Genomic DNA, 22215 nt, shown 5'->3' on the forward strand with positions numbered 1-22215 from the left:
CCGTCAGCGCCTGCGCACCCCGGGCGACACCGCGAAGCGTCCCGCCGCCCAGAACACGGCGAGGGTGATCAGCGCGAGGACGGCCACCAGCGTGGCGCCGCCGACCACCTTCTCGTAGTCCCGCTGGTAGAGCCCGTCGACGATGTAGCGGCCGAGGCCGCCGAGACTGACGTACGCGGCGATGGTGGCCGTGGAGACGATCTGGATGGCCGCCGAGCGCAGGCCGCTCAGGATCAGCGGGAGCGCCACCGGCAGTTCGACCTGGAGGAGGATCCGCGACTCGTGCATGCCCATGCCCCGGGCGGCGTCCACCGGGGAGGGGTCGACGGAGCGGACCGCCTCGTAGGTGGTCACCAGGATCGGCGGTACGGCCAGGACGACCAGCGGGATCATCACGGGCAGCAGGCCGAAGCCGATCGAGAGCACGGCCAGCACCAGCAGGCCGAAGCTGGGCAGGGCGCGGGCGGCGTTGGCGATGAGGGCGAGCGCGTTCCCGCCGCGTCCGGTGTGGCCGGTCAGCAGGCCGACGGGCAGGCCGATCGCGGCGGCGACGGCGAGGGCGAGCAGCGAGTACTGGACGTGTTCCCAGAAGCGCTGCGGGATGCCGTCGTAGCCGTGCCAGTGGGCACTGTCGCTGAAGAAGGCGTTGCCGAAGTCGAGGATGTTCACCGGGTCACGCCCTCCGGTGTGAGCTGTTCCCGCGGCGCGGCGGCTCTCCGGTGTGCGCCGCGCGGCATCCACGGCGTCAGCAGGACCCGCAGCAGGACCAGCAGGGCGTCGCACAGGATCGCCAGGACGGCCATCGTGACCACGGCGTTCACCGCGAGTTCGGGCCGGTCGTACTTCTGCGCGGCCGCCAGCAGGTTGCCGAGGGCGCCCTGGTTGCCGATCAGGGCGCCGACGCTGACCAGGGAGATGCTGGACACGGTGGCCACCCTGAGCCCGGCCATGATGGCGGGCGCGGCGATCGGCAACTGCACCTGGAGGTAACGGCGTACGGGACCGAAGCCCATGGCGGTGGCGGCGGCCAGGGTCTCCTGCGGGACCGAGCGTACCCCGTCGACGATGGCGGGGATCAGCACCACCAGGCTGTACACGGCCAGCGGGATCATCACGGTGAGCTCGGTCTGGCCGGTGTAGTCGATGAGGACGACGAAGAACGCCAGCGAGGGGACGGCGTACAGCACGGTGGTCAGGCCGAGAACGGGCGGGTAGAGCCAGCGGAAGCGCACGCACAGCTGGGCCAGCGGCAGCGCGAGCAGCAGTCCGGCGGCCACCGGCAGCAGCGACTCCCGCAGGTGCAGCCCGATCAGGCCGGCCCAGCTGTGCTGGAGGTCGCTCGGGATGTCGAAGAAGCCGTTCACTCGGCGACCCCGGCCCCGGCCTTGTCCGCCCGGCTCTCGGTGTGGGCGGCGCGGATCGCCTCGCCGATGGTCTGCTGGGAGACGACGCCGGTCACCCGGCCGCCGCCGTCCACGGCGACGGCCCAGCCGGTGGGCGAGAGCACGGCGCAGTCGAGGGCGACCCGGAGGGAGTCGGTGCCGGGTACGAACGGCCGCCCGAACGGCAGCAGCCGGTCGGTGGCGATGTCCCCGGCGGTCAGGCCGGTGCGTTCGGCCCAGCCGAGCGGGCGGCCGTCGGGGTCGGTCACGAGCAGGTGCGGGGCCTTCACGGCGGCGATCCGTTCGGCGGTCGCGTCGGCCGGGACCACGGCGTCGGTGGTCAGGTCCAGTTCGGCGGAGGCGAAGAACGACAGCCGCCGGATGCCGCGGTCGGCGCCGAGGAAGTCCTCGACGAAGCCGTCCGCGGGGGCGGACAGCAGCTCGGCGGGCGGCGCGTACTGGGCGAGCCGGCCGCCCTCGCGCAGGACTGCGACCATGGTGCCCAGTTTGATCGCCTCGTCGATGTCGTGCGTGACGAAGACGATGGTCTTGCCCAATTCGTCCTGGAGGCGCAGGAGTTCGTCCTGCAGCCCCTTGCGCACCACGGGGTCGACGGCCGAGAACGGCTCGTCCATCAGCAGCACCGGCGGGTCCGCGGCGAGCGCCCGCGCTACCCCGACGCGCTGCTGCTGGCCGCCGGAGAGCTGGTACGGGTACCGCTTGGCCAGCGCGGTGTCCAGCCCCACCCGCTCCATCAGCTCCGCAGCCCGCTCCCGGGCCCGCTGCTTGCCCCAGCCGAGCATGCGGGGCACGGTGGCGATGTTGTCGACGATCGTGCGGTGCTGGAAGAGCCCGGCGTTCTGGATGACGTACCCCATGGACCGGCGCAGGGTGGTGACCGGTTGTCCCTGGATGTCCTCGCCGTCGAGGAGGATCGTGCCCTCGGTGGGTTCGACCATCCGGTTGATCATGCGGAGGGTGGTCGTCTTGCCGCAGCCCGAGGGGCCGACGAGGACGGTGATCGAGCGGTCGGGGATCTCCAGCGACAGTCGGTCGACCGCCACCGTGCCGTCCGGGTACCGCTTCGTGACTGAGTCGATCCGTATCAAGACGCCGATTGCCCTTCGGGTGGCGGAAGCTTCTGGTCCAGGTCGCGCAGGCAGTTATGCCGGTCGAGTCTAGACGCCGCCTCCGACAAGCACCCGGCGGCACGGCGCGCGGTGCGGTCCCGTGCCGCCCCGGCGAACGGACGGCACGGGTGTCGGCGGACCGGGCGATGGCCGAGCACATGGGCATGGCCGGCGTCCGGCTCCAGGCGTCCGTCGACGGCGTGTCCCAGGCGGCCTCCGGGCAGGCGGGTTCGGGGGCGGTCGAGTCGTCTCCCGCCGTCCGCCCGAGGCGGACACGGTCGCCACGGCGGCCTGCGGCGCCCGCGCCGTGCGAGCGAGCGAGGGCTTCGGAAGCCGCCGGGGCGGGAGGTGTCACGACAGGCGCTTGCGCCGCCTCCCCCGCGCCGCCCCGAGGCGCGGGCCTCCTCCACCGCCGGGCGGGCCGGATGTTCGGCGGCGGACGGTCACACCGCCGGTTCCCGCAGCGCACCGGCCGTGCGGAACCCTGAGGTCCGCACCACTCGCCGGTCCGCGTCCACGGCGAACACCTCGCAGCCGGGGCGCGCGGCCGCCCAGTCGATCCCCTCCCGTCCCAGCGCGAAGGCCGCCGTGGCGACCGTGTCCGCCTCGGTCAGGGTGGGGGCGACGACGGTCAGGCTGAGCAGGCCGGTGGCCGGACGGCCGGTGCGTCCGTCGAGGATGTGGTCGCCGCGTTCGTAGCGTGCGGAGGTCGCGACCGCACCGTCGGTGAGGTGCAGGACGGTGCACAGCCGGTCGGCGTGTTCGGGGTGCCGTACACCCACGCGCCAGGGCCCGCCGGCGGCGACCACGTCCCCGCCGGCGTTGAGGCAGAAGCGCCGTGCCCCGGCCGCCGCGAGCAGATCGGCGCCCCGCCGCACCGACCAGCCCTTCAACTGCGGCTGGATCCGCAGCGCATCCGGCAGGTGCTGGACAACCTGCTCACCAACGCCGCCGTGCACACCCCGGCCGGCACCCGGGTGTCGGTGGAGGTCACGGTCGCCGGTGACGCGGCGCTGGTGCGGGTCGCCGACGCGGGCCCCGGTGTCCCGGCCGAGGACCGGGAGCGGGTCTTCGACCGCTTCCACCGGGTCGACAAGGCCCGCAGCCGCGACCGTGGCGGCAGCGGGCTCGGCCTCGCGGTCGCCCGGTCCCTGGTGCGGGCGCACGGCGGCGGCATCGCGCTGAGCAGCGAACCGGGGTCGACGGTCTTCACCGTACGGCTGCCGCTGGATGGCGGCCCGGCCCCGGAGCATCCCGGCTGCTAGGGCCAGCCGCTCACGGCTGCTGACGGGGAGCCACCCCGCGAGCGGGAATCGAGCAGCCGGACGGGCGACCTTCCCGCCAGCGGGAATCGAGCAGCCGGACGGGCAACCTCCCCGCCGGCGGGAATCGAGGACCCCGCCGGAGCGTCTCCCGCCGGGCAGGGCTCACGGCTCCCGACGGCAGGCGGCGGAGCGAGCCGGGGTCGGCGGTTCCACCGGTCAGGTGCCCGGCGGGCCGGGTCCCGCGTCTTACGGACCGGTGACGTGCCGGGCGCGGCCCCGCCGGCCGGCGGGGGGCGCGCCTAGCGTGGGCGCATGCGTGTACTGGTCACCGGCGGTGCCGGGTTCATCGGGTCCCATGTCGTCGAGGCGCTGCGGGCGCGCGGGCACGAGCCCGTCGTCTTCGACGTCCGCGCCGATCCGACGGCGGACGTCCGCTCCCCCGGCGCCGTGCGCGACGCGCTGTCCGGCGTGGACGCCGTCTGCCACCAGGCGGCGATGGTCGGCCTCGGCACCGGGTTCGCCGACGCCCCGGAGTACGTCTCCCACAACGACCTGGGCACGGCCGTGCTGCTGGCCGCGATGGCGGAGGCGGGGGTGGGGCGGCTGGTGCTGGCCGGTTCGATGGTGGTGTACGGCGAGGGGCGCTACGCCTGCCCCCGGCACGGGGTGGTGCGGCCGGGGCCCCGGGCCGTCACCGACCTGGCGGCCGGGCGGTTCGAACCCGCCTGCCCGGTGTGCGGTGCGGGCCTCGAACCGGGCCTCGTCGGCGAGGACGCCCCGGCCGATCCGCGCACCGTGTACGCCACGACCAAGCTGGCCCAGGAGCACCTGGCCGCCGCCTGGGCCCGGTCGACGGGCGGCTCGGCGGTCTCGCTGCGCTACCACAACGTCTACGGCCCCGGTATGCCCCGTGACACCCCGTACGCGGGCGTCGCCTCCTTCTTCCGCTCGGCGCTGGCCCGCGGTGAGGCCCCGCGCGTCTTCGAGGACGGCGGTCAGCGACGGGACTTCGTCCACGTACGGGATGTGGCGCGGGCGAATGTCGCCGCGCTGGAGGCGGAGCGGCACGCGGGTGCGGCGACCGCCTACAACGCCGGCAGCGGCACGCCCCACACGGTCGGCGAGATGGCCCGCGCCCTCGCCCTCGCGTACGGCGGCCCGGACCCGGTGGTCACCGGTGAGTACCGCCTGGGCGACGTGCGCCACATCACCGCGGACTCCTCCCGGCTGCGGGCGGAGCTGGGCTGGGAGCCGGAGGTCGACTTCGAGGAGGGCATGCGGGAGTTCGCGGCGGCGGGGCTGCGCGGGGACTGATTCACCCCTGCGCGGCGGGAAGTGTCACCTCGAAGCGGCAGCCGCCCGTGACGTTGCGGACGGTGGCGCTGCCCCGGTGGGCCTCGACGATGCCGCGCACGATGGCGAGGCCGAGGCCCGCGCCGGCCGGCGGGGTGCGGGCGTGGGTGCCGCGCCAGCCGGTGTCGAAGACGCGGGGCAGGTCCTCGTCGGGGATGCCGCCGCAGCCGTCCGTCACCGACAGCACCACGCCCTGGGCCGAGCGTTGGGCGGTGACGGCGACCGTGCCGTCGGCCGGGGTCCGGCGGATCGCGTTGACCAGCAGGTTGCCGAGCACCCGGCTCATCTCCCGCCCGTCCACCTCCACCGGCACCGGCTCCACCCGGTCGCCGACGAGCCGTACGCCGTGCTCGCGGGCGAGCGGGTCCGCGCCGGCGAGGGCGTCGCCGATCAGGTCGTACAGGGAGATCCGGGAGAGCGAGAGGGTCAGCGCGCCCGCGTGGATGCGGGAGAGCTCGAAGAGGTCGCCGACCATGTCGTTGAGGCGTTCCACCTCGGTGCGGATCTGCCGCAGGTAGCGGTCGGGTTCGGCGGCGACACCATCCTCCAGCGCCTCGGCCATCGCCCGCAGTCCGGCGAGCGGGGTACGCAGGTCGTGGGAGATCCAGGCGACGAGTTCCCGCCGGGAGGACTCCAGGGCCCGTTCGCGGTCCCGGGACTCGGCGAGCTTGACGCTGGTGGCCTCCAGCTCGCGGCTGAGCGCGGCGAGTTCGGCGGTGGACGGGCCGTCGGGCGCGGCGAAGGCCCCGCCGTCGCCGAAGGAGCGGGCGGCGAGCGCCAGGTCCCGGCTGCGGGCGACGACCCAGCGGCCCAGCAGCAGCGCGGTGACCGTGGAGACCACGGCGGCCATGGCGACGACCGTCGTCACCACGGTCAGGTCGTGCGCCGAGAGGAACATGGCCTGGGCGACGGCCAGGGTGCCCGCGAGCATCGCCGACACCGCGACCCCGGAGACGACCGCGAGGTGCGCGGTCAGCGACCGGCGCCGGATGAGCAGCAGGACGCAGGCGCCGAGCAGGCCGGCCGCGGCGGCGCCGAGGAAGGCGAACAGGGCGATGAGAAGCGTGTCACGCACGGCTCACTCCTCTCCGGCCCCGGCGAAGGGGTCGAAGCGGTAGCCGACGCCCCACACCGTCTGGATGAGCCGGGGCCGGGCCGGATCGTCCTCGACCTTGCCGCGCAGCCGCCGCACATGGACGGTCACGGTGGACAGGTCGCCGAAGTCCCAGCCCCACACCTCCCGCATCAGCTCCTCGCGCGCGTAGGCCCGCCCGGGATGGCGCAGGAAGAAGGCGAGGAGATCGAACTCACGGATGGTCAGGGCGAGTTCGGCACCGCTCTTGGTGGCCCGGCGGGCGGCGGGGTCGATGGAGAGGCCGGCCGCCCGCAGGGCACCGGACGCGGCCGGGGCGGGACGGGCGCGGCGCAGTACGGACTCGACGCGCAGGACGAGTTCGCGCGGGCTGAACGGTTTGGTGACGTAGTCGTCGGCGCCGACCTCCAGGCCGAGGATGCGGTCGTCCTCGTCGCCCCGCGCGGTGAGCATGATGACCGGAACCGGCCCGTGGCCGCGCATCCGGCGACACACCTCCAGGCCGTCCATGCCGGGGAGCATGAGGTCGAGAACGACGAGGTCCGGCCAGTGGGCCGCCGCGCGGGCGAGCGCGTCGGGCCCGTCACCGGCCCGGTCGACGACGTACCCGGCGCGGTCGAGGTAGCCCGTGACGATCTCGGCGACGGTGGGGTCGTCGTCGACGACGAGGACCCGGGCTCCGGCCTCGGCGTGCGGTGGTCGTTGCTCCATGCGGCCAGCCTCGCACCACGCGCGCGCGAGCGGCGCGGCCGGCCGCCGACGTCCGCGTTCCGTAAGAAGCCGATGTCCGGTATGCGAGGTTCGCGTTCGTAGGGTGAGAGCCGTGACCACCTCCTCCCCCGCCCCGGAACCGGACCCGCCGTCCGTGGACGTCGTCCTCCCCTGTCTCGACGAGGCCGCGGCGCTGCCGTGGGTTCTGGAACGCGTTCCGCCCGGCTGGCGCGCCCTCGTCGTGGACAACGGCTCCACGGACGGCTCCGACCGCATCGCCCGCGAGCTCGGCGCGACCGTCGTGCACGAGGGGCGGCGCGGTTTCGGCGCCGCCTGCCATGCCGGGCTGACGGCCGCCACGGCCGACATCGTGTGTTTCTGCGACTGCGACGCCTCGCTGGACCCGGCGGATCTGCTGCCGTTCGTGCGCGAGGTCCGGGCCGGTCGGGCCGACCTGGTGCTGGGGCGGCGCCGCCCCCGGTCGCTCGGGGCCTGGCCGGTCCACGCCCGCGCGGGCAACCTCGCCCTGTCCCGGCTGCTGCGCCGCCGTACCGGACTGCGGCTGCGCGATCTCGGTCCGCTGCGGGCCGCCCGGCGCGCGGACCTGCTCGCCCTGGAGCTGACCGACCGGCGCAGCGGCTATCCGCTCCAGATGGTGGTGCGCGCCGCCGACGCCGGCTGGCGGATCACCGAGCACGACGTCCCGTACGCGCCGCGCACCGGCGCCTCCAAGGTGACCGGTACCTGGCGCGGCACCTTCCAGACGGTACGGGACATGAGCCGGGTGCTCCAGGAGTCGCCCGCGCGGGAAGGGGCGGTGTCGTGACGCCGGGGCCGGCGCCCGTGACGCTGCTCGTCATCGCCAAGGAGCCCCGCCCGGGCCGGGTGAAGACCCGGCTGTCCCCGCCGTTCACCCCCGAGGAGGCGGCGGGGCTCGCCGAGGCCGCGCTCGCCGACACCCTGGACGCGGTGGCGCGTACGCCCGCGCGGCGCCGGGTGCTGGTGCTGGACGGGGCGCCGGGACCCTGGCTGCCGGACGGCGTCGAGGTCGTGCCGCAGTGCGCGGGCGGGCTCGACGAGCGGCTGGCCGCGGCGTTCGCCGGGTGCGACGGACCCGCCCTCCTCATCGGCATGGACACGCCCCAGGTGACGCCGGGGCTGCTCACCGTGGACTTCGCGGACTGCGACGCGTACTTCGGCCCCGCCGAGGACGGCGGTTTCTGGGCGCTCGGGCTGGCCGAACCCGACCCGGGGCTGTTGCGCGGGGTCCCCATGTCGGCCCCGGACACGGGGGCCGCGCAACGGCGGCGGCTCGCCCATCTGCGGGTGCGCGAACTGCCGCTGCTGCGGGACGTGGACACGGCGTACGACGCGGCGGTGGTCGCCGGTGCGGCGCCCGGCGGACGGTTCGCCGCGCGGCTGGCCCGGCTGACGGCGGCGCGCCGGTGAGCGGGGCACGGGCGGCGACGAACGCACGCGTCGGGCGGCAACGGACCACGGAACGGATCGTTGCGTCCGCCGGACACGCCTGGTCCGCCGATCCCTACGCCGACGCCCTGCACACCGGCCGGGGCCCGCTGTTCCTGCGCCGGGCCGACGGATGGCTGCTGCCGCTGGACGTGGAACGCTGGTGCGCGGAGGCCGACGCGGCGGACCTGGAGGTGCTGCGGCGCTGCGAGGGCACGGTGCTGGACGTGGGCTGCGGGCCGGGGCGGCTGGTGGCGGCCCTGGGCGCCCAGGGCCGCCGCGCGCTCGGCATCGACGTCAGCGAGGCCGCGGTGGAGCACACGGTCCGGCGGGGCGGGCAGGCGCTGCTCCGCTCCGTCTTCGACCCGCTGCCCGGCACCGGCGGCTGGGGCACCGCCCTGCTCCTGGACGGCAACATCGGCATCGGCGGCGACCCGGGCGCCCTGCTGGAGCGGCTGGCCCGGCTCCTCGCACCGGGCGGCCTGACGATCGTCGAGACGGTGCCGTACCCGGACGTCGACGAACGCGCCCTGGTCCACGTCACCGACGCCCACGGCACCCCCGGCGCCCCCTTCCCCTGGGCCCGCCTCGGCACCCCGGCGCTGCTGCGGTGCGCGCGGGGTGCCGGCTGGCGGGCCCAGGAGCAGTGGTCGACGGGCGGGCGCTCCTTCGTGGCGCTGCGCGGCCCCGGCGCGACCGGAGCGCGCGCACGGCCCGGCAGGACGACGGCCGGCGGCGCCCACCGGGCCGGGTGAGCCGGCCGCAAGCGCGTGCGGGACGAGGCGGGCCCGGCGTGGAAGGGGCGTCAAGAGGGGGGACGGAAAGGGCGGCTGACCGGCCGGCAGGAAAGGGCCGCACCCGCACCATCCGGGTGCGGCCCGGGACCGGGCCGCCCGCCCCGCAGGGTGCGGGAGCCCGACCCGCAGAGTGCCGGGCGCCGGGCGCCGCAGAGTGCGGGAGCCCGACCCGCAGGGTGCCGGGCGCCGGGCGCCGCGGTGGCCCGTGAGGTGCGCCGGCCCCCGCGCCCGACGGTGCGCGGGCCCTCGTCCGCGGGACCGGCGCGCCGTCGGGCAGCCGTCGGCCGTCAGTCGTCAGCGGGCGGGCGCCGCCTCAGGCGCACCGCGAACACCACCGCCGAACCGCCGAAGAGTACGGCCGTGACGAGCAGCCAGCGGGACAGGAAGCCGTCCGCCGACAGGCCCGCGACGCCGGCGTAGCGTTCCGACACCCTGCCGGTGATCAGCGGGAACCAGACGAGCAGCAGCAGCCCGGACAGGGCGGCCGGCACCCGCAGGTAAGGGACCCACACCCTGCGCCGGCTGCCCGCGCCTTTGACCAGCGCGCGGTCGGCCGCCGCGTACAGCGGCAGCAGCACCAGGTCGTGGAGCACCGCCGCACCCACGAACCACAGCATGACCATGAACCAGTCGCCGTCGAGCAGCCGCACCCCCGCGTACGCGCAGAGGGCGAACGAGCAGAGCAGCACGAGCAGGTGGAACGGGCTGCCGAGCACGGGCCGGACCATCCTGTACGGCACGGAACGTCTCACGGGAACGGGTCTCCTCACAGGTCGCCGAAGGTCAGCCGGGCGACCCACTTGGTGTTGAGCACGCCGGGAGCGGCGGGGACGATGATCCGGGCCGGATGACCGTGATCCAGGGTCAGCTCCTCGCCGTTGACGAACAGGGCGAGCAGGGACCGCGGGTCGGCCACCTGGTTGGCGCGCAGCGCCGCGCGCCGGAAGGCGCCATGGCGTTGCAGCGACTCCACGAACACGTCGGCCGGGTCGTCGTGGCCGACGAGCGCCGCGAGGTCCCGCAGCCGTACGCCGCGCCACCACTGGTCGGAGGTGGACCAGCCCTCCACGCAGGCGATGGGCAGCGCGGCACTGTGCAGCGGCATGCCGAGCAGGTCCGCCCGGCTGAGCCGGACGGTGCCCGAGCGGCCCCTGACGGCCAGCCGCCACGCCTCCTCGCTCGTCTCGGCGGCGCGGATCCCGGCGTAGGCGGCCGTCTTGTTGATCTGGAAGGCGTTGGGCCCGGAGCCGGGTTCGGGGCCGCCGTGCGGGGTGAGGACGGCGGTCTCGCGCAGCGGCCCGTCGAAGCTGCGCCCGGCGGAGGTGGCCAGGAGCAGCAGCGAGCCGCCGCCGACCAGCCCGAGCGCCCCGCGCCGCGAGACGGTCGGCCGGTCGGGACGCGGAGCCACCAACTCGTCTGCCGCGTCGTCACTCCCCTCACTCCCCTCGCTCCCCTCCCGCATCTTCCGCAGATTGCGCAGCGCCACCGGCGCCTTCAGCACCACGTGGGCGACGAACGCGCCGAAGAACACCCAGGCGCCGTAGAAGTGCAGCGGGTAGAAGGAGCCGGGGAGGACGTAGTCGAGCTGGACGTTGAGGATGCCCGTGGTGAACTCGAACAGCGCGCCGCCGACGAGGAGCAGCAGGGAGATCCGCTCCAGGGCGTGGGTGAGCGAGCGGGCCGGCGGCAGGGTGAACAGCTTGGGCACCACCGACCACAGCTTGGCCAGCAGCACGGGGACCAGCGCGAGCCCGAGCGTGACGTGGACGCCCTGCGTGAGCCGGTACAGCCACGGCGGGTCGGTGGGCCAGGAGAAGAGATAGAAGCCGAGGATCCCCTTGTCGGGGGTCTTGTCGTTGACCGGCGCCAGGTCCGGGTTGTACGCGGCGTACGAGAGCAGTCCCGTCACGAACAGGATCGTGATGCCCGCGAGGAGGACCACCCCGAGCACCGAGGTGAACCGGGGGCCGCGCAGTGGGCTGCGCCAGAAGTCCGGTGAGAACGGGCCACGCCCGGGACGGGTGGGGAGGAATGACCGTGCCATGTGCCGACCGTAGGTCCGCACCACCCCGGGAGAGGGTCCGCAAGCGATGACGAAACGCTGACATCCGCCCTCGTCAGCCAGTCGCCGCAGCTTCCCCGGCCTAGCGTGACGGCGTGAACCGCGATCTTCCCCGCCCCGCCCCGAGCGGCCTCGCCCGTGATCTCCGCGTGGTCGCGGCGGCCGCGCTGCTCGTCTCGGCCGCCGTTCTGATCGGCACCTGGATCCAGGACCGCCACGGCACGCTCCGGGTGAACCGGCCACCGCTGCTGGCCGACTGGGCGCCGCACGCCGGCCCGGGCACTCCGGCCGCGCTGACCGTCGCCGCCGCCGTGGTGGCGTACGGCCCCGCCCTGGCCGCCCGGCTGTCCTGGCGGCCCCTGCTGCTCACGGTGTGGGGGGCGTCCCTGGCGTGGACCTGGTCGCTCGCCCTGGTCGACGGCTGGTCCCGGGGCGTCGCCGGGCAGCTGACCACCGCGCAGGAGTATCTGCGGGTCGTCGACCGCTTCCGGGACATCCCGGCCACCCTGAGGGACTTCAACGGGCACATCCTGCTCGACACCCCCGACAACTGGCCCGCCCATGTCGCCGGGCACCCTCCGGGCGCCACCCTCACCTTCGTCGTCCTCGACCGGATCGGACTGGGCGGCGGGGGGTGGGCCGGTGCCTTCGTCATCACCGTCGGCACCACCGCGGCGGTCGCGATCCTGGTCGCCGTACGCCGGCTCGCCGACGAGTCGCTCGCCCGCCGCGCCGCGCCCTTCCTGGTCCTGGCCCCGGCGGCGGTGTGGGTGGGCACCTCGGCCGACGGCTTCTTCACGGCGGTCACCGCCTGGGCCGTCGCGCTGCTCGCCCTCGCCGTGACGGGGCACCGGCCGGCCCGGACCGGCTTCGGCTCGGGACTGCTGTTCGGGCTCAGCGTCTATCTGTCGTACGGGCTCACGCTGTTCGCGGTGATCGGCGCGGCGGTCCTGCTGCTGGGCACGCGGCGGCTGCGGCCGCCGCCGTATGTGCTCGCCGGGTTCCTGGTCGTGCCGGTGGTGTTCACCGCGCTGGGGTTCGACTGGTGGGAGGCGTACCGGCTGCTGGTCACCCGCTACCACCAGGGGGCGGGCGGGGTACGGCCGTACGGGTACTGGATCTGGGCGAATCTCGCGTGCGCGGTGCTGATCACCGGTCCGGCGACGGTGGCCGGGCTGCGCAGGGGCGGCGGCCTGCTGATCCGGGGCCGCGCCCGGCTCACCCGCACCGCCGCTCCCCGTCTCGGCCTGCTGCTGCTGTCCGCGCTCCTCGCACTGCTGATCGCCGACCTGTCCGGGATGAGCAAGGCGGAGACGGAACGCATCTGGCTGCCCTTCGCGTTCTGGCTGCTGCCCGCCGGTGCCTTCCTGCCCGGCCCGCGTGCCTGGCTCGCCGGGCAGGCAGCCCTCGCCCTGCTCCTCAACCACCTGCTGCTCACCGGCTGGTGAGCAGCGGGTACGGCGATCAGCCCTCGGCGGACCGCAGCCTCAGCGAGATGCTGTTGATGCAGTACCGCTGGTCCGTGGGCGTCGGATACCCCTCACCCTCGAACACGTGCCCGAGATGAGAGCCGCAGCGGGCGCAGCGGACCTCGGTGCGCACCATGCCGTGCGAGCGGTCCTCCACCAGCTCCACGGCGTCGGTGTCCTTCGGGTCGTAGAAGGACGGCCAGCCGCAGTGCGACTCGAACTTGGTGCCCGAGGTGAACAGCTCGGCGCCGCAGGCGCGACAGGAGTAGACGCCCTCGGTCTTGGTGTCGGTGTACTCACCGGTGAAGGCGGGTTCCGTGGCCGCCTGGCGCAGAACGGCGTACTCGGACGGGGACAGTTCCGCGCGCCACTGCTCGTCCGGCTTCTCCACGTCGTACGGCATGAGCTTCCAGCCCCTTACTTCGACAGACGGTCCAGGATGCGCGGGCCGAGGTCGGTGACGTCGCCCGCTCCCATGGTGAGAACGAGATCACCGGGCTTCGCCATTCCCGCGATCACCCCGGGGATCTCCGCCTTGTCGTGGACGGCCGTCACGTCCGCGCCGGCCGCCCGCGCTGCCTCCATGATCAGCTCGCTGGTGACGCCGGGGATCGGGTCCTCGCGGGCCGGGTAGATGTCGAGCACCACCGAGGCGTCGGCCAGGGACAGGGACTGGCCCATCTCCGTGCCCAGCTCCCGGGTGCGGGAGAACAGGTGCGGCTGGAAGACGACGAGGATGCGGCCGTCCCCGGCGGCGGCGCGCATCGCCTCCAGGTCGGCGGTCATCTCGGTCGGGTGGTGCGCGTAGGAGTCGATGACCTGCACGCCCGCGGCCTCGCCCTTGAGCTGGAGGCGCCGCTTGACCCCGGTGTACGCGGCCAGCGCCGGGGCCAGCTCGGCGGCCGGGACGCCGAGCGCCATGCCCGCGGCGAGCGCGGCCACCGCGTTGTGCGCGTAGTGCCGGCCGGGTACCGACACCGTGAAGGTGAGCGGGGCGCCGTCCAGCTCGACGGTCACCTCGCTCTTCAGTCCCTGCGGGACGACCGACAGCACCCGCACGTCGGCGTCCGCCGCCTCGCCGTACGTCACCGTCCGCACCGAACCGTCCAGTCGCCGCGTCAGCTCACGGGCCCCCTCGTGGTCCGCCGAGATCACCAGGGTCCCGCCGGGCACGATCCGGCCGACGAACGTCTCGAAGGACTCGTGGATCTCCTCCATGGACGCGTAGTTGGCGTGGTGGTCCAGCTCGACGTTGAGGATGATCGCGACCTCGGGCGCGTACTTGTGGAAGCTGCGGTCCGACTCGTCCGCCTCGGCGACGAAGATCTCGCCCTCGCCGTGCAGCGCGTTGGAGCCGGGGGCGTCCAGGTCGCCGCCGATCGCGTACGACGGCTCGCGGCCCAGCTCGGTCAGGGAGACGGCCAACATGGAGGTGGTGGTGGTCTTGCCGTGGGTGCCGGCCACCGCGATCGGCCGCAGGCCGTCCATCAGGGCGGCGAGGGCGTCGGAGCGGTGCACCACCGGGATGCCCAGCTCGGCCGCCCGCACCAGCTCGGGGTTGTCCTCGCGGATCGCGGAGGACACGACCACGCAGCTGGCGTCGTCGGCGAGGTGCCCGGCGGCGTGACCGATGTGCACGGTGGCGCCGAACGCGCGCAGGGCGTCGGCGGTCGCGGAGTCCTTGGCGTCGCTCCCGGCCACCTTGGCGCCCCGCTGCGCGAGGATCTTGGCGATGCCCGACATCCCGGCGCCGCCGATGCCGATGAAGTGCGGTCGGTCCATGGCGGTAGGAAGGCCGGGTGCCATGCGTGTTCTCCCAGTGGTACGACGAGCGGGACGGCGGTCTTCGCGCCCTCGCGGGAAGGCGCCGCCCCAGCCTATGCCTTGCTGTGGGAGAAGAGTTTCAGCACCGGCACCCCGACCTTGTGCCGGGCCCGGGAGGCCCAGTCCCGGTGGAAGAACTCCTCCACGTAGTGCGGGTCGGTCAGGACGATCACCTCGTCCGCCTCGACCTCCTCCACCATGGCCTTCAGCGCGTCCAGGGGGTGGTTCCCGACGAGGCGGCCGTCGGCCTCGTCGCCGGTGGCGCGCAGGGCCTGCAGGGACACCTCCAGGGCCCGCTCCCCCATGCTCGTGGCCTCCTCGCCCTCGGGGGTCTCACCCTCGCGGACGGCCTCGTCGAGCTCACCGAGCGCGACGTCGTCGATGGCCCTCAGCAGCCGGTCGGCCTGCTCGCCGCGCGGCTGGAGCAGCACGTGGAAGGAGACCGGCTCGTCGCCGTGCAAGGTGGTGACGAACTCCACGTCGGCGGACGTCAGGGCCTTCTCGATCATCAGTACGCTTGTGAACACCTGGCGCCCCTTTTCCTCGGAGGACCCGCGGGCCCTCTGCTCCGTGGGCCGAGCCGGGCCCTGCGGAAACCATCCTGCCCCGTGTTCGCACGGGTACTGCCGGATTCAGTCTTGCCCGTCGCCGCACCCAGCGGACGGATGGGTTCCGCCGATCACCGGACCGGCGGTCATCACGGATGCCTTCCCGGACATGGCCGAAAACCTCCGGACACCCCCCAACGAGTCCGCTCAGGTCCGCTGATACCGCGTGAACAGGAAACCGTCTTCCTCCAACATCGACTTCAGCGTGAAACGCCGCGGAAGTGTCACCGAGGGTCCACCGGCGATGCGCTGCGCGTCACCGGCGGTCAGCAGCGGAGCGACGGTGAGGCACAGCTCGTCCAGGACCCCGGCCGCCACCATCTGGCCCAGCAGCCGCGGGCCGCCCTCGGTCAGCAGCCGGGTGTGCCCGAGGCCCGCGAGGGCACGCACCGCCCGCGCGGGGTCCACCCCGGCCCCCTCCCCGGCGGTCACCACCCGGGCGCCCGCCCGCTCGGCGGCGGCGACGCGCTCCGGGGCGGCCCCGGCACCGGTCAGGAGCAGCGTGGGCGCCAGGGGCGAGGTGAACAACGGCAGGGTGAAGTCCAGGTCCAGACTCGCCGTCACCACCGCGATCACGGGCGCCGGCCCCTGCCCGGCGGCCTCCCTCGCCGCCGCGAACTCGGCACGCGCGCGTGCCGGACGGTAGCCCTCCTGCCGTACCGTCTCCGCGCCGACGACCACCACGTCCGCGAGGGCCCGCAGCACACCGAAGATCCGCATGTCGGCCGCGCAGGAGATGGGCTGCGAACGGCCCTCGTGCTGTGCGGCCCCGTCGAGGGTGGACACCATGTTGGCCCGCAGCCACGGCTGCCGTCCCTCGCGCGCCCGCTCGGGGTAGGCGTACGCGGCGGCCAGCTCGGCCGGACTCCACTCGCGGAGCTCTCCACCGGGCGTCCCGGCCTCCCCGGCGGGAGCTGCTGTTTCGTCGGTCACGTCGGTCACGGGGAACAGGCGTCGCATGTCGTGCAGTGTTCCACGCCCCGTAGCATGGGGAACCGTGTCGTCCTCCTCCGCCGCCTCCCGTCCCGGTCCCCCAGTGGACGTGGCCCCGCTGTCCCTGTGTGCCCGCGAGCCGCATGTCCCCGCGGACCGGCTCGTCGCCGAGATGGTGCCGCCTCCGCGGTTCGACGCGGTCCGCTTCGCCACGTACATGCCGGACCCGGACCAGCCGAGCCAGACCGAGGCGGTGCGCGTCCTCGAGGGCTTCGCGACGGGCCTCGACGGGGCGGCGTCCGGCGGCTCGGGCAGGCGCGGGCTGTTCGGCTTCGGCAAGGCGCCGAAGAAGACACCGGCCGGCCCGCGCGGCGTCTACCTGGACGGCGGCTACGGCGTCGGCAAGACCCACCTGCTGGCCTCCCTGTGGCACGCCACCCCGGCCGAGCCCTCGCTCAAGGCGTTCGGCACCTTCGTGGAGCTGACCAACCTGGTCGGCGCCCTCGGCTTCCAGCAGACGGTGAAGACCCTCTCCGGGCACCGTCTGCTGTGCATCGACGAGTTCGAGCTGGACGACCCGGGCGACACCGTGCTCGTCTCCACCCTGCTCGGCAAGCTGGTCGAGGCGGGCGTCGCGCTCGCCGCCACCTCGAACACGCTGCCGGGCAAGCTCGGCGAGGGCCGGTTCGCGGCGGCGGACTTCCTGCGCGAGATCCAGGGTCTGTCGGCCCACTTCCGCGCCCTGCGCATCGACGGCGAGGACTACCGCCACCGCGGTCTGCCCGAGGCACCGCCGCCCTACTCCGACGAGTTGGTGACCAGGACCGCGCACAGCACCAAGGGCGCCTCGCTGGACGCCTTCCCCGACCTGCTGGAGCACCTCGCGAAGGTGCACCCCAGCCGCTACGGCGCCCTCACCGACGGGCTCAGCGCGGTGTGCCTCACGGGTGTGCGGCCGGTGCCGGACCAGTCGACCGCGCTCCGGCTGGTCGTCCTCGCCGACCGGCTCTACGACCGCGAGGTGCCCGTACTCGCCTCGGGGCTGCCGTTCGACCGGCTGTTCAGCGAGGAGATGCTGAAGGGCGGCTACCGCAAGAAGTACTTCCGGGCGATCTCGCGGCTCACCGCGCTGGCCCGGGACGCGGGACGGCTCGCCGAAGCCCCCTGATCCGGGCGCCTCTTACCCGATACAACCCCCGCCGGTCAAGGGCGGGTTCACGCCAGCACACCCTTTCTTTTCAGGCTCTCTTCCTCGCGAAACACCAAGTTAACCCTGCAAAGGACTTTGCAGGGTTAACTTGTTTCTTGACCATCCATTGACCAATGATTGGTCTGCGGAAGAGGCGTGAACCGCCTTGAGGGAGACGTATGTTCCAGGTCCGGCGACTGTGGCCACACCCTCGGCCCTCGCTGTCGCTTTACCTTCGCTTCACTCTTCGCATCCCTCGCAGTCTTCGCATCCGCGCATACGGCCCGTAAAGCAAGGGCCATGGGTCAGTAGTACCCGTCCCTGTCATGCCCGTCCGACGCGCCCCCACGCGCGCCAGGAGGAAACACCAGATGCAACCCCTCATCGACAACGCCCGTACGTTCGGACAGCGCCCTGAGGAGTTCGCCCGCCTCGCCGAGGGGCAATCCCCCGACGTCCTGTTCATCACCTGCTCCGATTCCCGGGTCGTACCGGCCCTGATCACGGGCGCCCGGCCCGGCGAGCTCTTCGAGCTGCGCACCGCGGGCAACATCGTCCCGCCGTACACCTCCGAGCGCCCCACCGCCGAAGCGGCCACCGTCGAGTACGCCGTGGAGGTGCTGGGCGTGACCGACATCGTGGTCTGCGGCCACTCCCACTGCGGTGCCATCGGCGCGCTGGTGCGCGGCGACGACCTGGAGGCCGTACCGGCCGTGCGCGACTGGCTGGCGCACGCCGCCGACCAGCCCGCGTCGGCCGACGTGGCGGACCCGGCCTGCGCGGAGGCGGTACAGCACCACGTGCTGGCCCAGCTGCTCCGACTGCGCTCGTACCCGTGCGTCGAGCAACGGCTGGCCGCGGGCCGGCTCCGGCTGCACGGCTGGTACTACGAGGTGCACACCGGAGCCGTGCGCGAACACCGCGCCGACAGCGACGCGTTCGAAGCGCTGTGAGCACCGCCGTGACCAAGTTCCCCCATCTGCGGCAGGACTTCGCCGCCTCGCTCGTGGTGTTTCTCGTCGCCCTCCCGCTCTGCGTGGGCGTCGCCGTCGCCTCCGGTGTCCCGGCCGAACTCGGCCTGGTCACGGGCATCGTGGGCGGGCTGATCACCGGCATGATGCCGGGCAGCAGCCTCCAGGTGTCCGGGCCGGCCGCCGGACTGACCGTCCTGGTCTTCGAGGCGGTCGACACCTACGGACTGCCCGCGCTCGGCGTGATCGTGCTGGCCGCCGGAGTGCTCCAGCTGGCCATGGGCGCCCTGCGGCTCGGGCGCTGGTTCCGCGCCATATCGCTGTCGGTGGTCGAGGGCATGCTGGCCGGTATCGGTCTGGTGCTCATCGCGGGCCAGCTGTATGCGGCGGCCGGGCTGGAGGCACCCGCTTCCGGTCTCGACAAGATCCTGGGGCTGCCCGGTGCCGCCGCGGACGCACTCGGCAGCACCGAGGCGCTCGCCTCACTCGCGATCGGCGCGGGCACCGTCATGGTGATGGTGCTGTGGCGTCGGATGCCGGGACCGGCCAAGGCCGTCCCCGGCGCGCTCGCGGCGGTCCTGCTGGCGACGGCGGTGACCCTCGCGTTCGGCATACCCGTCGCGACGGTCGAGGTGCAGGGACTGTTCGACGCCATTCAGCCGCCCGGCGGGGACGCCTTCGGCGAACTGGCGAACATCGGCATCCTCGGCACGATCGTCGCCTTCACCCTGATCGCCTCCGCCGAGAGCCTGTTCAGCGCGGCCGCGGTGGACCGACTGCACGACGGTCCGCGCACCCAGTACAACAAGGAGCTCATCGCGCAGGGCGCGGGCAACACGGTCTGCGGGGTTCTCGGCGCGCTGCCGATGACCGCGGTCATCGTGCGCAGCTCGGCCAACGTCCAGGCGGGCGCCAGGACCAAGGCGTCCCGGGTGATGCACGGCGTATGGCTGCTGCTGTTCGCCGCGCTGCTGCCGTCCGCGCTGGCGCTGATCCCGCTGCCCGCGCTGGCCGGCATCCTGGTCCACGCGGGCTGGAAGCTGATCCCGTTCCGCCAGATCGTCTCGCTGTGGCGCGGGCACCGGGGCGAGGCCCTGATCCTGGTGGTCACCGCCGTGTCGATCGTCGTGGTGAACATGTTCGAGGGCGTGCTGATCGGTCTGGCCCTGTCGGTCGTCAAGACCGCCTGGGAGGCCTCGCAGGCGAAGCTGGAGGTCATAGACAAGGGCGCGGGTCCGATCCAGGTGTACCTGTCGGGCAACGCGACGTTCCTGCGGCTGCCGAAGATCCTCGACACCCTGGAGGCGCTCCCCCAGGACCGCCCCCTCGAACTGGACCTCAGCGGCCTCCACCACCTGGACCACGCCTGCCACACGGCCCTGACGAACTGGGCCGAACGGCACAGCACGCCGGGCACGGAGCCGGTGAGACTCACCGCATGCACGGTGGCAGCGACACGTAAGAAGGAGGACTCCCCGGTCACAGCGGGCTAGCGCCCCGGGGCCGCCCCGACCGCACGGGCGCCGTGCGGTCGGGGCGGCCCTGCGCACCTGCGCCTGAGGCATGGCCGTGCGCGAACCGCGGGCCTATCGTGGCAAGAGCGGACGAAAGCGTTCGCAGCGGACCTCTGGACGGGAGGTCGTCATGCTCCAGGAGCTGCTCACCGCGGCCGTCTCCGTCGGCGCCGCGGGCACCGTGTATCTCGTCGCGGCGGCGCGGGTCGTCAAGCAGTACGAGCGCGGGGTGGTCTTCCGGCTCGGCCGGCTGTACGGCGATGCGCGTCCGCCCGGTTTCACCCTCGTCGTGCCCGGTGTGGACCGGCTGCGGAAGGTCAACCTGCAGATCGTCACGATGCCGGTGCCGGCCCAGGAGGGCATCACCCGGGACAACGTGACCGTGCGCGTCGACGCGGTGGTGTACTTCAAGGTCGTCGACGCGGCGGCGGCCATCATCAATGTCGAGAGCTACCGGTTCGCGGTCTCGCAGATGGCGCAGACCTCGCTGCGGTCGATCATCGGCAAGAGCGACCTCGACGATCTGCTGTCCAACCGCGAGAAGCTGAACCAGGGTCTGGAGCTGATGATCGACAGCCCGGCGATGGGCTGGGGCGTGCAGATCGACCGGGTCGAGATCAAGGACGTCTCCCTGCCCGACACGATGAAGCGGTCCATGGCCCGCCAGGCCGAGGCCGACCGTGAACGCCGGGCCCGGGTCATCAACGCCGACGCCGAGCTCCAGGCGTCGAAGAAGCTGGCCGAAGCCGCCCAGCAGATGGCCGAGACACCCTCCGCGCTCCAGCTGCGCCTGCTGCAGACCATCGTCGCGGTCGCCGCCGAGAAGAACTCCACCCTCGTCCTGCCCTTCCCGGTGGAGCTGCTGCGCTTCCTGGAACGGGCCGCCCAGCAGTCACCCCAGGACCGCGAGGTGGAAGCCCGCGGGGAGTCCCACGGCCACCCCACCGGCCCGTGACACGAGCTACGCGCGTGGTTCCCGGGACCCGCCCCAGGTGATAGACACGGCTGGTCACAGTTCCTGTCCGCCAGCAGGAAGGTTTCCCCATGCCAGAATCCGGATCCACCACCGGCTCCCCCACGACGCGCCGTCAGCTGCTCGCCCGTTCCGGTGCCGTGGGCATCGGCATCGCCTTCTCCGGCGCCCTCTCCGAACTCTTCACCGGCACCGCCACCGCCCAGGACCTCGGCCACAGCGGCTACGGCCCGCTGCTCCCCGACCCCGACGGACTGCTCGACCTGCCGGAAGGCTTCCGCTACCGGGTGCTCTCCCGCGAGGGCGACCCGCTGCGCTCCGGCGAGGGCCCGGTCCCCTCCAACCACGACGGCATGGCCGCCTTCGCGGGCAGACACGGCCGCGTCCATCTGGTCCGCAACCACGAGAACCGCGCCACCGGCCGGGTCCCCGTCCCGGTGATCGACGGTCTGACCTACGATCCGGCGGGCAAGGGCGGCTGCACGGTGCTGACCCTGGACTCCCGCGGCCGGGTCGAGTCGGAACGGGTCGCGATCGCCGGTACGGCCGTGAACTGCGCGGGCGGTCCGACCCCCTGGGGCACCTGGCTGACCTGCGAGGAGACCGAGGACAAGGCGGGCACCAGCGGCTACACCAAGGACCACGGCTACATCTTCGAGGTGGACGGCGCCGACCCGCGCCGCACGGGTGCCGTACCGCTGACCGCGATGGGCCGCTTCCAGCACGAGGCGATCGCCGTCGACCCGAAGCGGGGTGTCGTCTACGAGACCGAGGACGCCTTCGAACGGCCCTTCGGCCTGTTCTACCGGTTCCTGCCCGAGAAGCCCCTGGGCGGCACCGGCTCCCTGCGCGCGGGCGGCCGGCTCCAGGCGATGCGGGTGCCCGGGGTGCCCGACCTGTCCTCGATCCAGGAGACGGGCGCCCGGTTCGACGGCATCGAGTGGGTGGACGTACCGGACCCGCAGGCCGTCACCACCCCGATCCGGCACCAGGACTTCGGCCCGAAGGGCATCACCCACGCCCAGAAGCTGGAGGGCTGCTACTGGGGCGGCAGCTCGGTGTACTTCGTGTCGTCCTTCGCCCGCAGCGCGGACGGCTCGGCGGGCGACCACTACGGGCAGATCTGGCGCTACGACCCGGACCGGCGCCGCCTCACCCTGGTGATCGTCTTCGGCCCGGACACCGACGTCCAACTGCCCGGCGAGTCACCGGACAACATCTGCCTCGCGCCCGGCGGCGGTCTGATGGTCTGCGAGGACGGCAACGGCGCCCAGCACGTCTACGGCGTCACCCGGCGCGGCGAGGTCTACGCGATGGCCCGCAACCGCCAGAACACCGGGACCGCCGAGGAACCGGAGTACGGCGAGTTCGCCGGCGTCACCTTCTCGCCGGACGGCCGCACGATGTACGTCAACTGCTACACGCCCGGCACCACGTTCGCCGTGACGGGACCCTGGCGCAGGTAGCCGTTCGG

At 73.5% G+C, this 22215-nt stretch carries 21 protein-coding genes and 2 pseudogenes; 11 read left to right on the forward strand and 12 right to left on the reverse strand.

Annotation, left to right across the window (positions count from 1 at the left end; genetic code table 11):
- Positions 1–3: 3 nt before the first annotated feature.
- From IE178_RS16330 to IE178_RS16345, 4 genes and pseudogenes are all read right to left on the reverse strand, one after another.
- Positions 4–669 carry an ABC transporter permease gene (locus IE178_RS16330; protein ID WP_184761495.1) on the reverse strand — a complete coding sequence of 222 codons (666 nt, stop codon included), beginning with the start codon at positions 667–669 and terminating at the stop codon, positions 4–6.
- A complete protein-coding gene (locus IE178_RS16335) occupies positions 666–1364 on the reverse strand; it encodes an ABC transporter permease (RefSeq protein WP_193512801.1) in 699 nt (232 codons plus the stop codon). The genes IE178_RS16330 and IE178_RS16335 overlap by 4 nt, the downstream gene beginning before the upstream one ends.
- Complete coding sequence (locus IE178_RS16340; RefSeq protein ID WP_193512802.1) at positions 1361–2491, reverse strand: ABC transporter ATP-binding protein; 1131 nt, start codon at positions 2489–2491, stop codon at positions 1361–1363. Before IE178_RS16340 ends, IE178_RS16335 begins: the two co-directional genes overlap by 4 nt.
- A gap of 464 nt (positions 2492–2955) precedes the next feature.
- A pseudogene (locus tag IE178_RS16345) lies at positions 2956–3405 on the reverse strand (FAD:protein FMN transferase); the annotation flags it as partial.
- Between IE178_RS16345 and IE178_RS16350 the strand changes: the two are divergent.
- Positions 3397–3777 (forward strand): annotated as a pseudogene (locus tag IE178_RS16350) (sensor histidine kinase); the annotation flags it as partial. The pseudogenes IE178_RS16345 and IE178_RS16350 sit on opposite strands and share 9 nt — an antisense overlap.
- Before the next feature lie 312 nt (positions 3778–4089).
- Entirely contained in the window at positions 4090–5091 is a 1002-nt protein-coding gene (locus IE178_RS16355) for an NAD-dependent epimerase/dehydratase family protein (protein ID WP_193512803.1), read from the forward strand.
- 1 nt (position 5092) lies between these two features.
- On the opposite strand, the gene IE178_RS16360 is transcribed toward IE178_RS16355, so the two are convergent.
- Positions 5093–6205 (reverse strand): sensor histidine kinase, encoded by a 1113-nt coding sequence (locus IE178_RS16360; protein ID WP_193512804.1) that lies wholly within the window; start codon positions 6203–6205, stop codon positions 5093–5095.
- Positions 6206–6208: 3 nt separating this feature from the next.
- A complete protein-coding gene (locus IE178_RS16365; protein WP_193512805.1) occupies positions 6209–6934 on the reverse strand; it encodes a response regulator transcription factor in 726 nt (241 codons plus the stop codon).
- 103 nt (positions 6935–7037) lie between these two features.
- Here IE178_RS16365 and IE178_RS16370 point away from each other — a divergent pair, with 103 nt between their 5' ends.
- The 3 genes from IE178_RS16370 to IE178_RS16380 are packed head-to-tail and all read left to right on the forward strand — an operon-like array spanning position 7038 to position 9156.
- Entirely contained in the window at positions 7038–7760 is a 723-nt protein-coding gene (locus IE178_RS16370; RefSeq protein ID WP_318280081.1) for a glycosyltransferase family 2 protein, read from the forward strand.
- Positions 7757–8383, forward strand: coding sequence for a TIGR04282 family arsenosugar biosynthesis glycosyltransferase (locus tag IE178_RS16375; RefSeq protein WP_318280082.1), 627 nt, complete (start codon positions 7757–7759; stop codon positions 8381–8383). The genes IE178_RS16370 and IE178_RS16375 overlap by 4 nt, the downstream gene beginning before the upstream one ends.
- Positions 8380–9156: a class I SAM-dependent methyltransferase gene (locus IE178_RS16380; protein ID WP_184761502.1), complete on the forward strand. Its 777-nt coding sequence runs from the start codon at positions 8380–8382 to the stop codon at positions 9154–9156. Before IE178_RS16375 ends, IE178_RS16380 begins: the two co-directional genes overlap by 4 nt.
- Positions 9157–9485: 329 nt before the next feature.
- On the opposite strand, the gene IE178_RS16385 is transcribed toward IE178_RS16380, so the two are convergent.
- Both IE178_RS16385 and IE178_RS16390 read right to left on the reverse strand, forming a co-directional pair.
- A complete protein-coding gene (locus IE178_RS16385) occupies positions 9486–9998 on the reverse strand; it encodes a hypothetical protein (protein WP_373301071.1) in 513 nt (170 codons plus the stop codon).
- The gene (locus IE178_RS16390) at positions 9965–11242 is read right to left on the reverse strand and encodes a molybdopterin-dependent oxidoreductase (RefSeq protein WP_193512807.1); all 1278 of its coding nucleotides are present in this window, start codon (positions 11240–11242) and stop codon (positions 9965–9967) included. Before IE178_RS16390 ends, IE178_RS16385 begins: the two co-directional genes overlap by 34 nt.
- Positions 11243–11355: 113 nt before the next feature.
- Between IE178_RS16390 and IE178_RS16395 the strand changes: the two genes are divergently transcribed.
- The gene (locus IE178_RS16395; RefSeq protein ID WP_229875591.1) at positions 11356–12708 is read left to right on the forward strand and encodes a hypothetical protein; all 1353 of its coding nucleotides are present in this window, start codon (positions 11356–11358) and stop codon (positions 12706–12708) included.
- A 16-nt stretch (positions 12709–12724) separates the two neighbouring features.
- Here the strand turns inward: IE178_RS16395 and msrB are convergent, their stop codons facing one another.
- The 4 genes from msrB to IE178_RS16415 all read right to left on the reverse strand — a co-directional run bounded on the left by msrB (position 12725) and on the right by IE178_RS16415 (position 16121).
- The gene (msrB, locus tag IE178_RS16400) at positions 12725–13132 is read right to left on the reverse strand and encodes a peptide-methionine (R)-S-oxide reductase MsrB (RefSeq protein WP_184761504.1); all 408 of its coding nucleotides are present in this window, start codon (positions 13130–13132) and stop codon (positions 12725–12727) included.
- 14 nt (positions 13133–13146) lie between these two features.
- Positions 13147–14535, reverse strand: a complete 1389-nt coding sequence (gene murC, locus IE178_RS16405) for a UDP-N-acetylmuramate--L-alanine ligase (protein WP_184761505.1) — start codon at positions 14533–14535, stop codon at positions 13147–13149.
- Between the two features lie 71 nt (positions 14536–14606).
- Complete coding sequence (locus tag IE178_RS16410; protein WP_184761506.1) at positions 14607–15080, reverse strand: indole-3-glycerol phosphate synthase; 474 nt, start codon at positions 15078–15080, stop codon at positions 14607–14609.
- Positions 15081–15308: 228 nt separating this feature from the next.
- Complete coding sequence (locus IE178_RS16415; RefSeq protein ID WP_193512808.1) at positions 15309–16121, reverse strand: pyrimidine reductase family protein; 813 nt, start codon at positions 16119–16121, stop codon at positions 15309–15311.
- 37 nt (positions 16122–16158) lie between these two features.
- On the opposite strand from IE178_RS16415, the gene zapE reads away from it, so the two are divergent.
- The 5 genes from zapE (at position 16159) to IE178_RS16440 (ending at position 22207) form a co-directional block, all read left to right on the forward strand.
- Positions 16159–17262, forward strand: coding sequence for a cell division protein ZapE (gene zapE / locus IE178_RS16420; RefSeq protein WP_193512809.1), 1104 nt, complete (start codon positions 16159–16161; stop codon positions 17260–17262).
- A 392-nt stretch (positions 17263–17654) separates the two neighbouring features.
- Positions 17655–18236 (forward strand): carbonic anhydrase, encoded by a 582-nt coding sequence (locus tag IE178_RS16425; RefSeq protein WP_184761509.1) that lies wholly within the window; start codon positions 17655–17657, stop codon positions 18234–18236.
- 8 nt (positions 18237–18244) lie between these two features.
- Positions 18245–19747: a SulP family inorganic anion transporter gene (locus IE178_RS16430; protein WP_438874382.1), complete on the forward strand. Its 1503-nt coding sequence runs from the start codon at positions 18245–18247 to the stop codon at positions 19745–19747.
- Between the two features lie 151 nt (positions 19748–19898).
- Positions 19899–20723: a slipin family protein gene (locus tag IE178_RS16435; RefSeq protein ID WP_193512811.1), complete on the forward strand. Its 825-nt coding sequence runs from the start codon at positions 19899–19901 to the stop codon at positions 20721–20723.
- Between the two features lie 89 nt (positions 20724–20812).
- Positions 20813–22207 carry a PhoX family protein gene (locus IE178_RS16440; RefSeq protein WP_193512812.1) on the forward strand — a complete coding sequence of 465 codons (1395 nt, stop codon included), beginning with the start codon at positions 20813–20815 and terminating at the stop codon, positions 22205–22207.
- Positions 22208–22215: the final 8 nt, after the last annotated feature.

The organism is Streptomyces griseoloalbus (genome assembly GCA_014650015.1).
Classification (GTDB): Bacteria; Actinomycetota; Actinomycetes; order Streptomycetales; family Streptomycetaceae; genus Streptomyces; species Streptomyces griseoloalbus.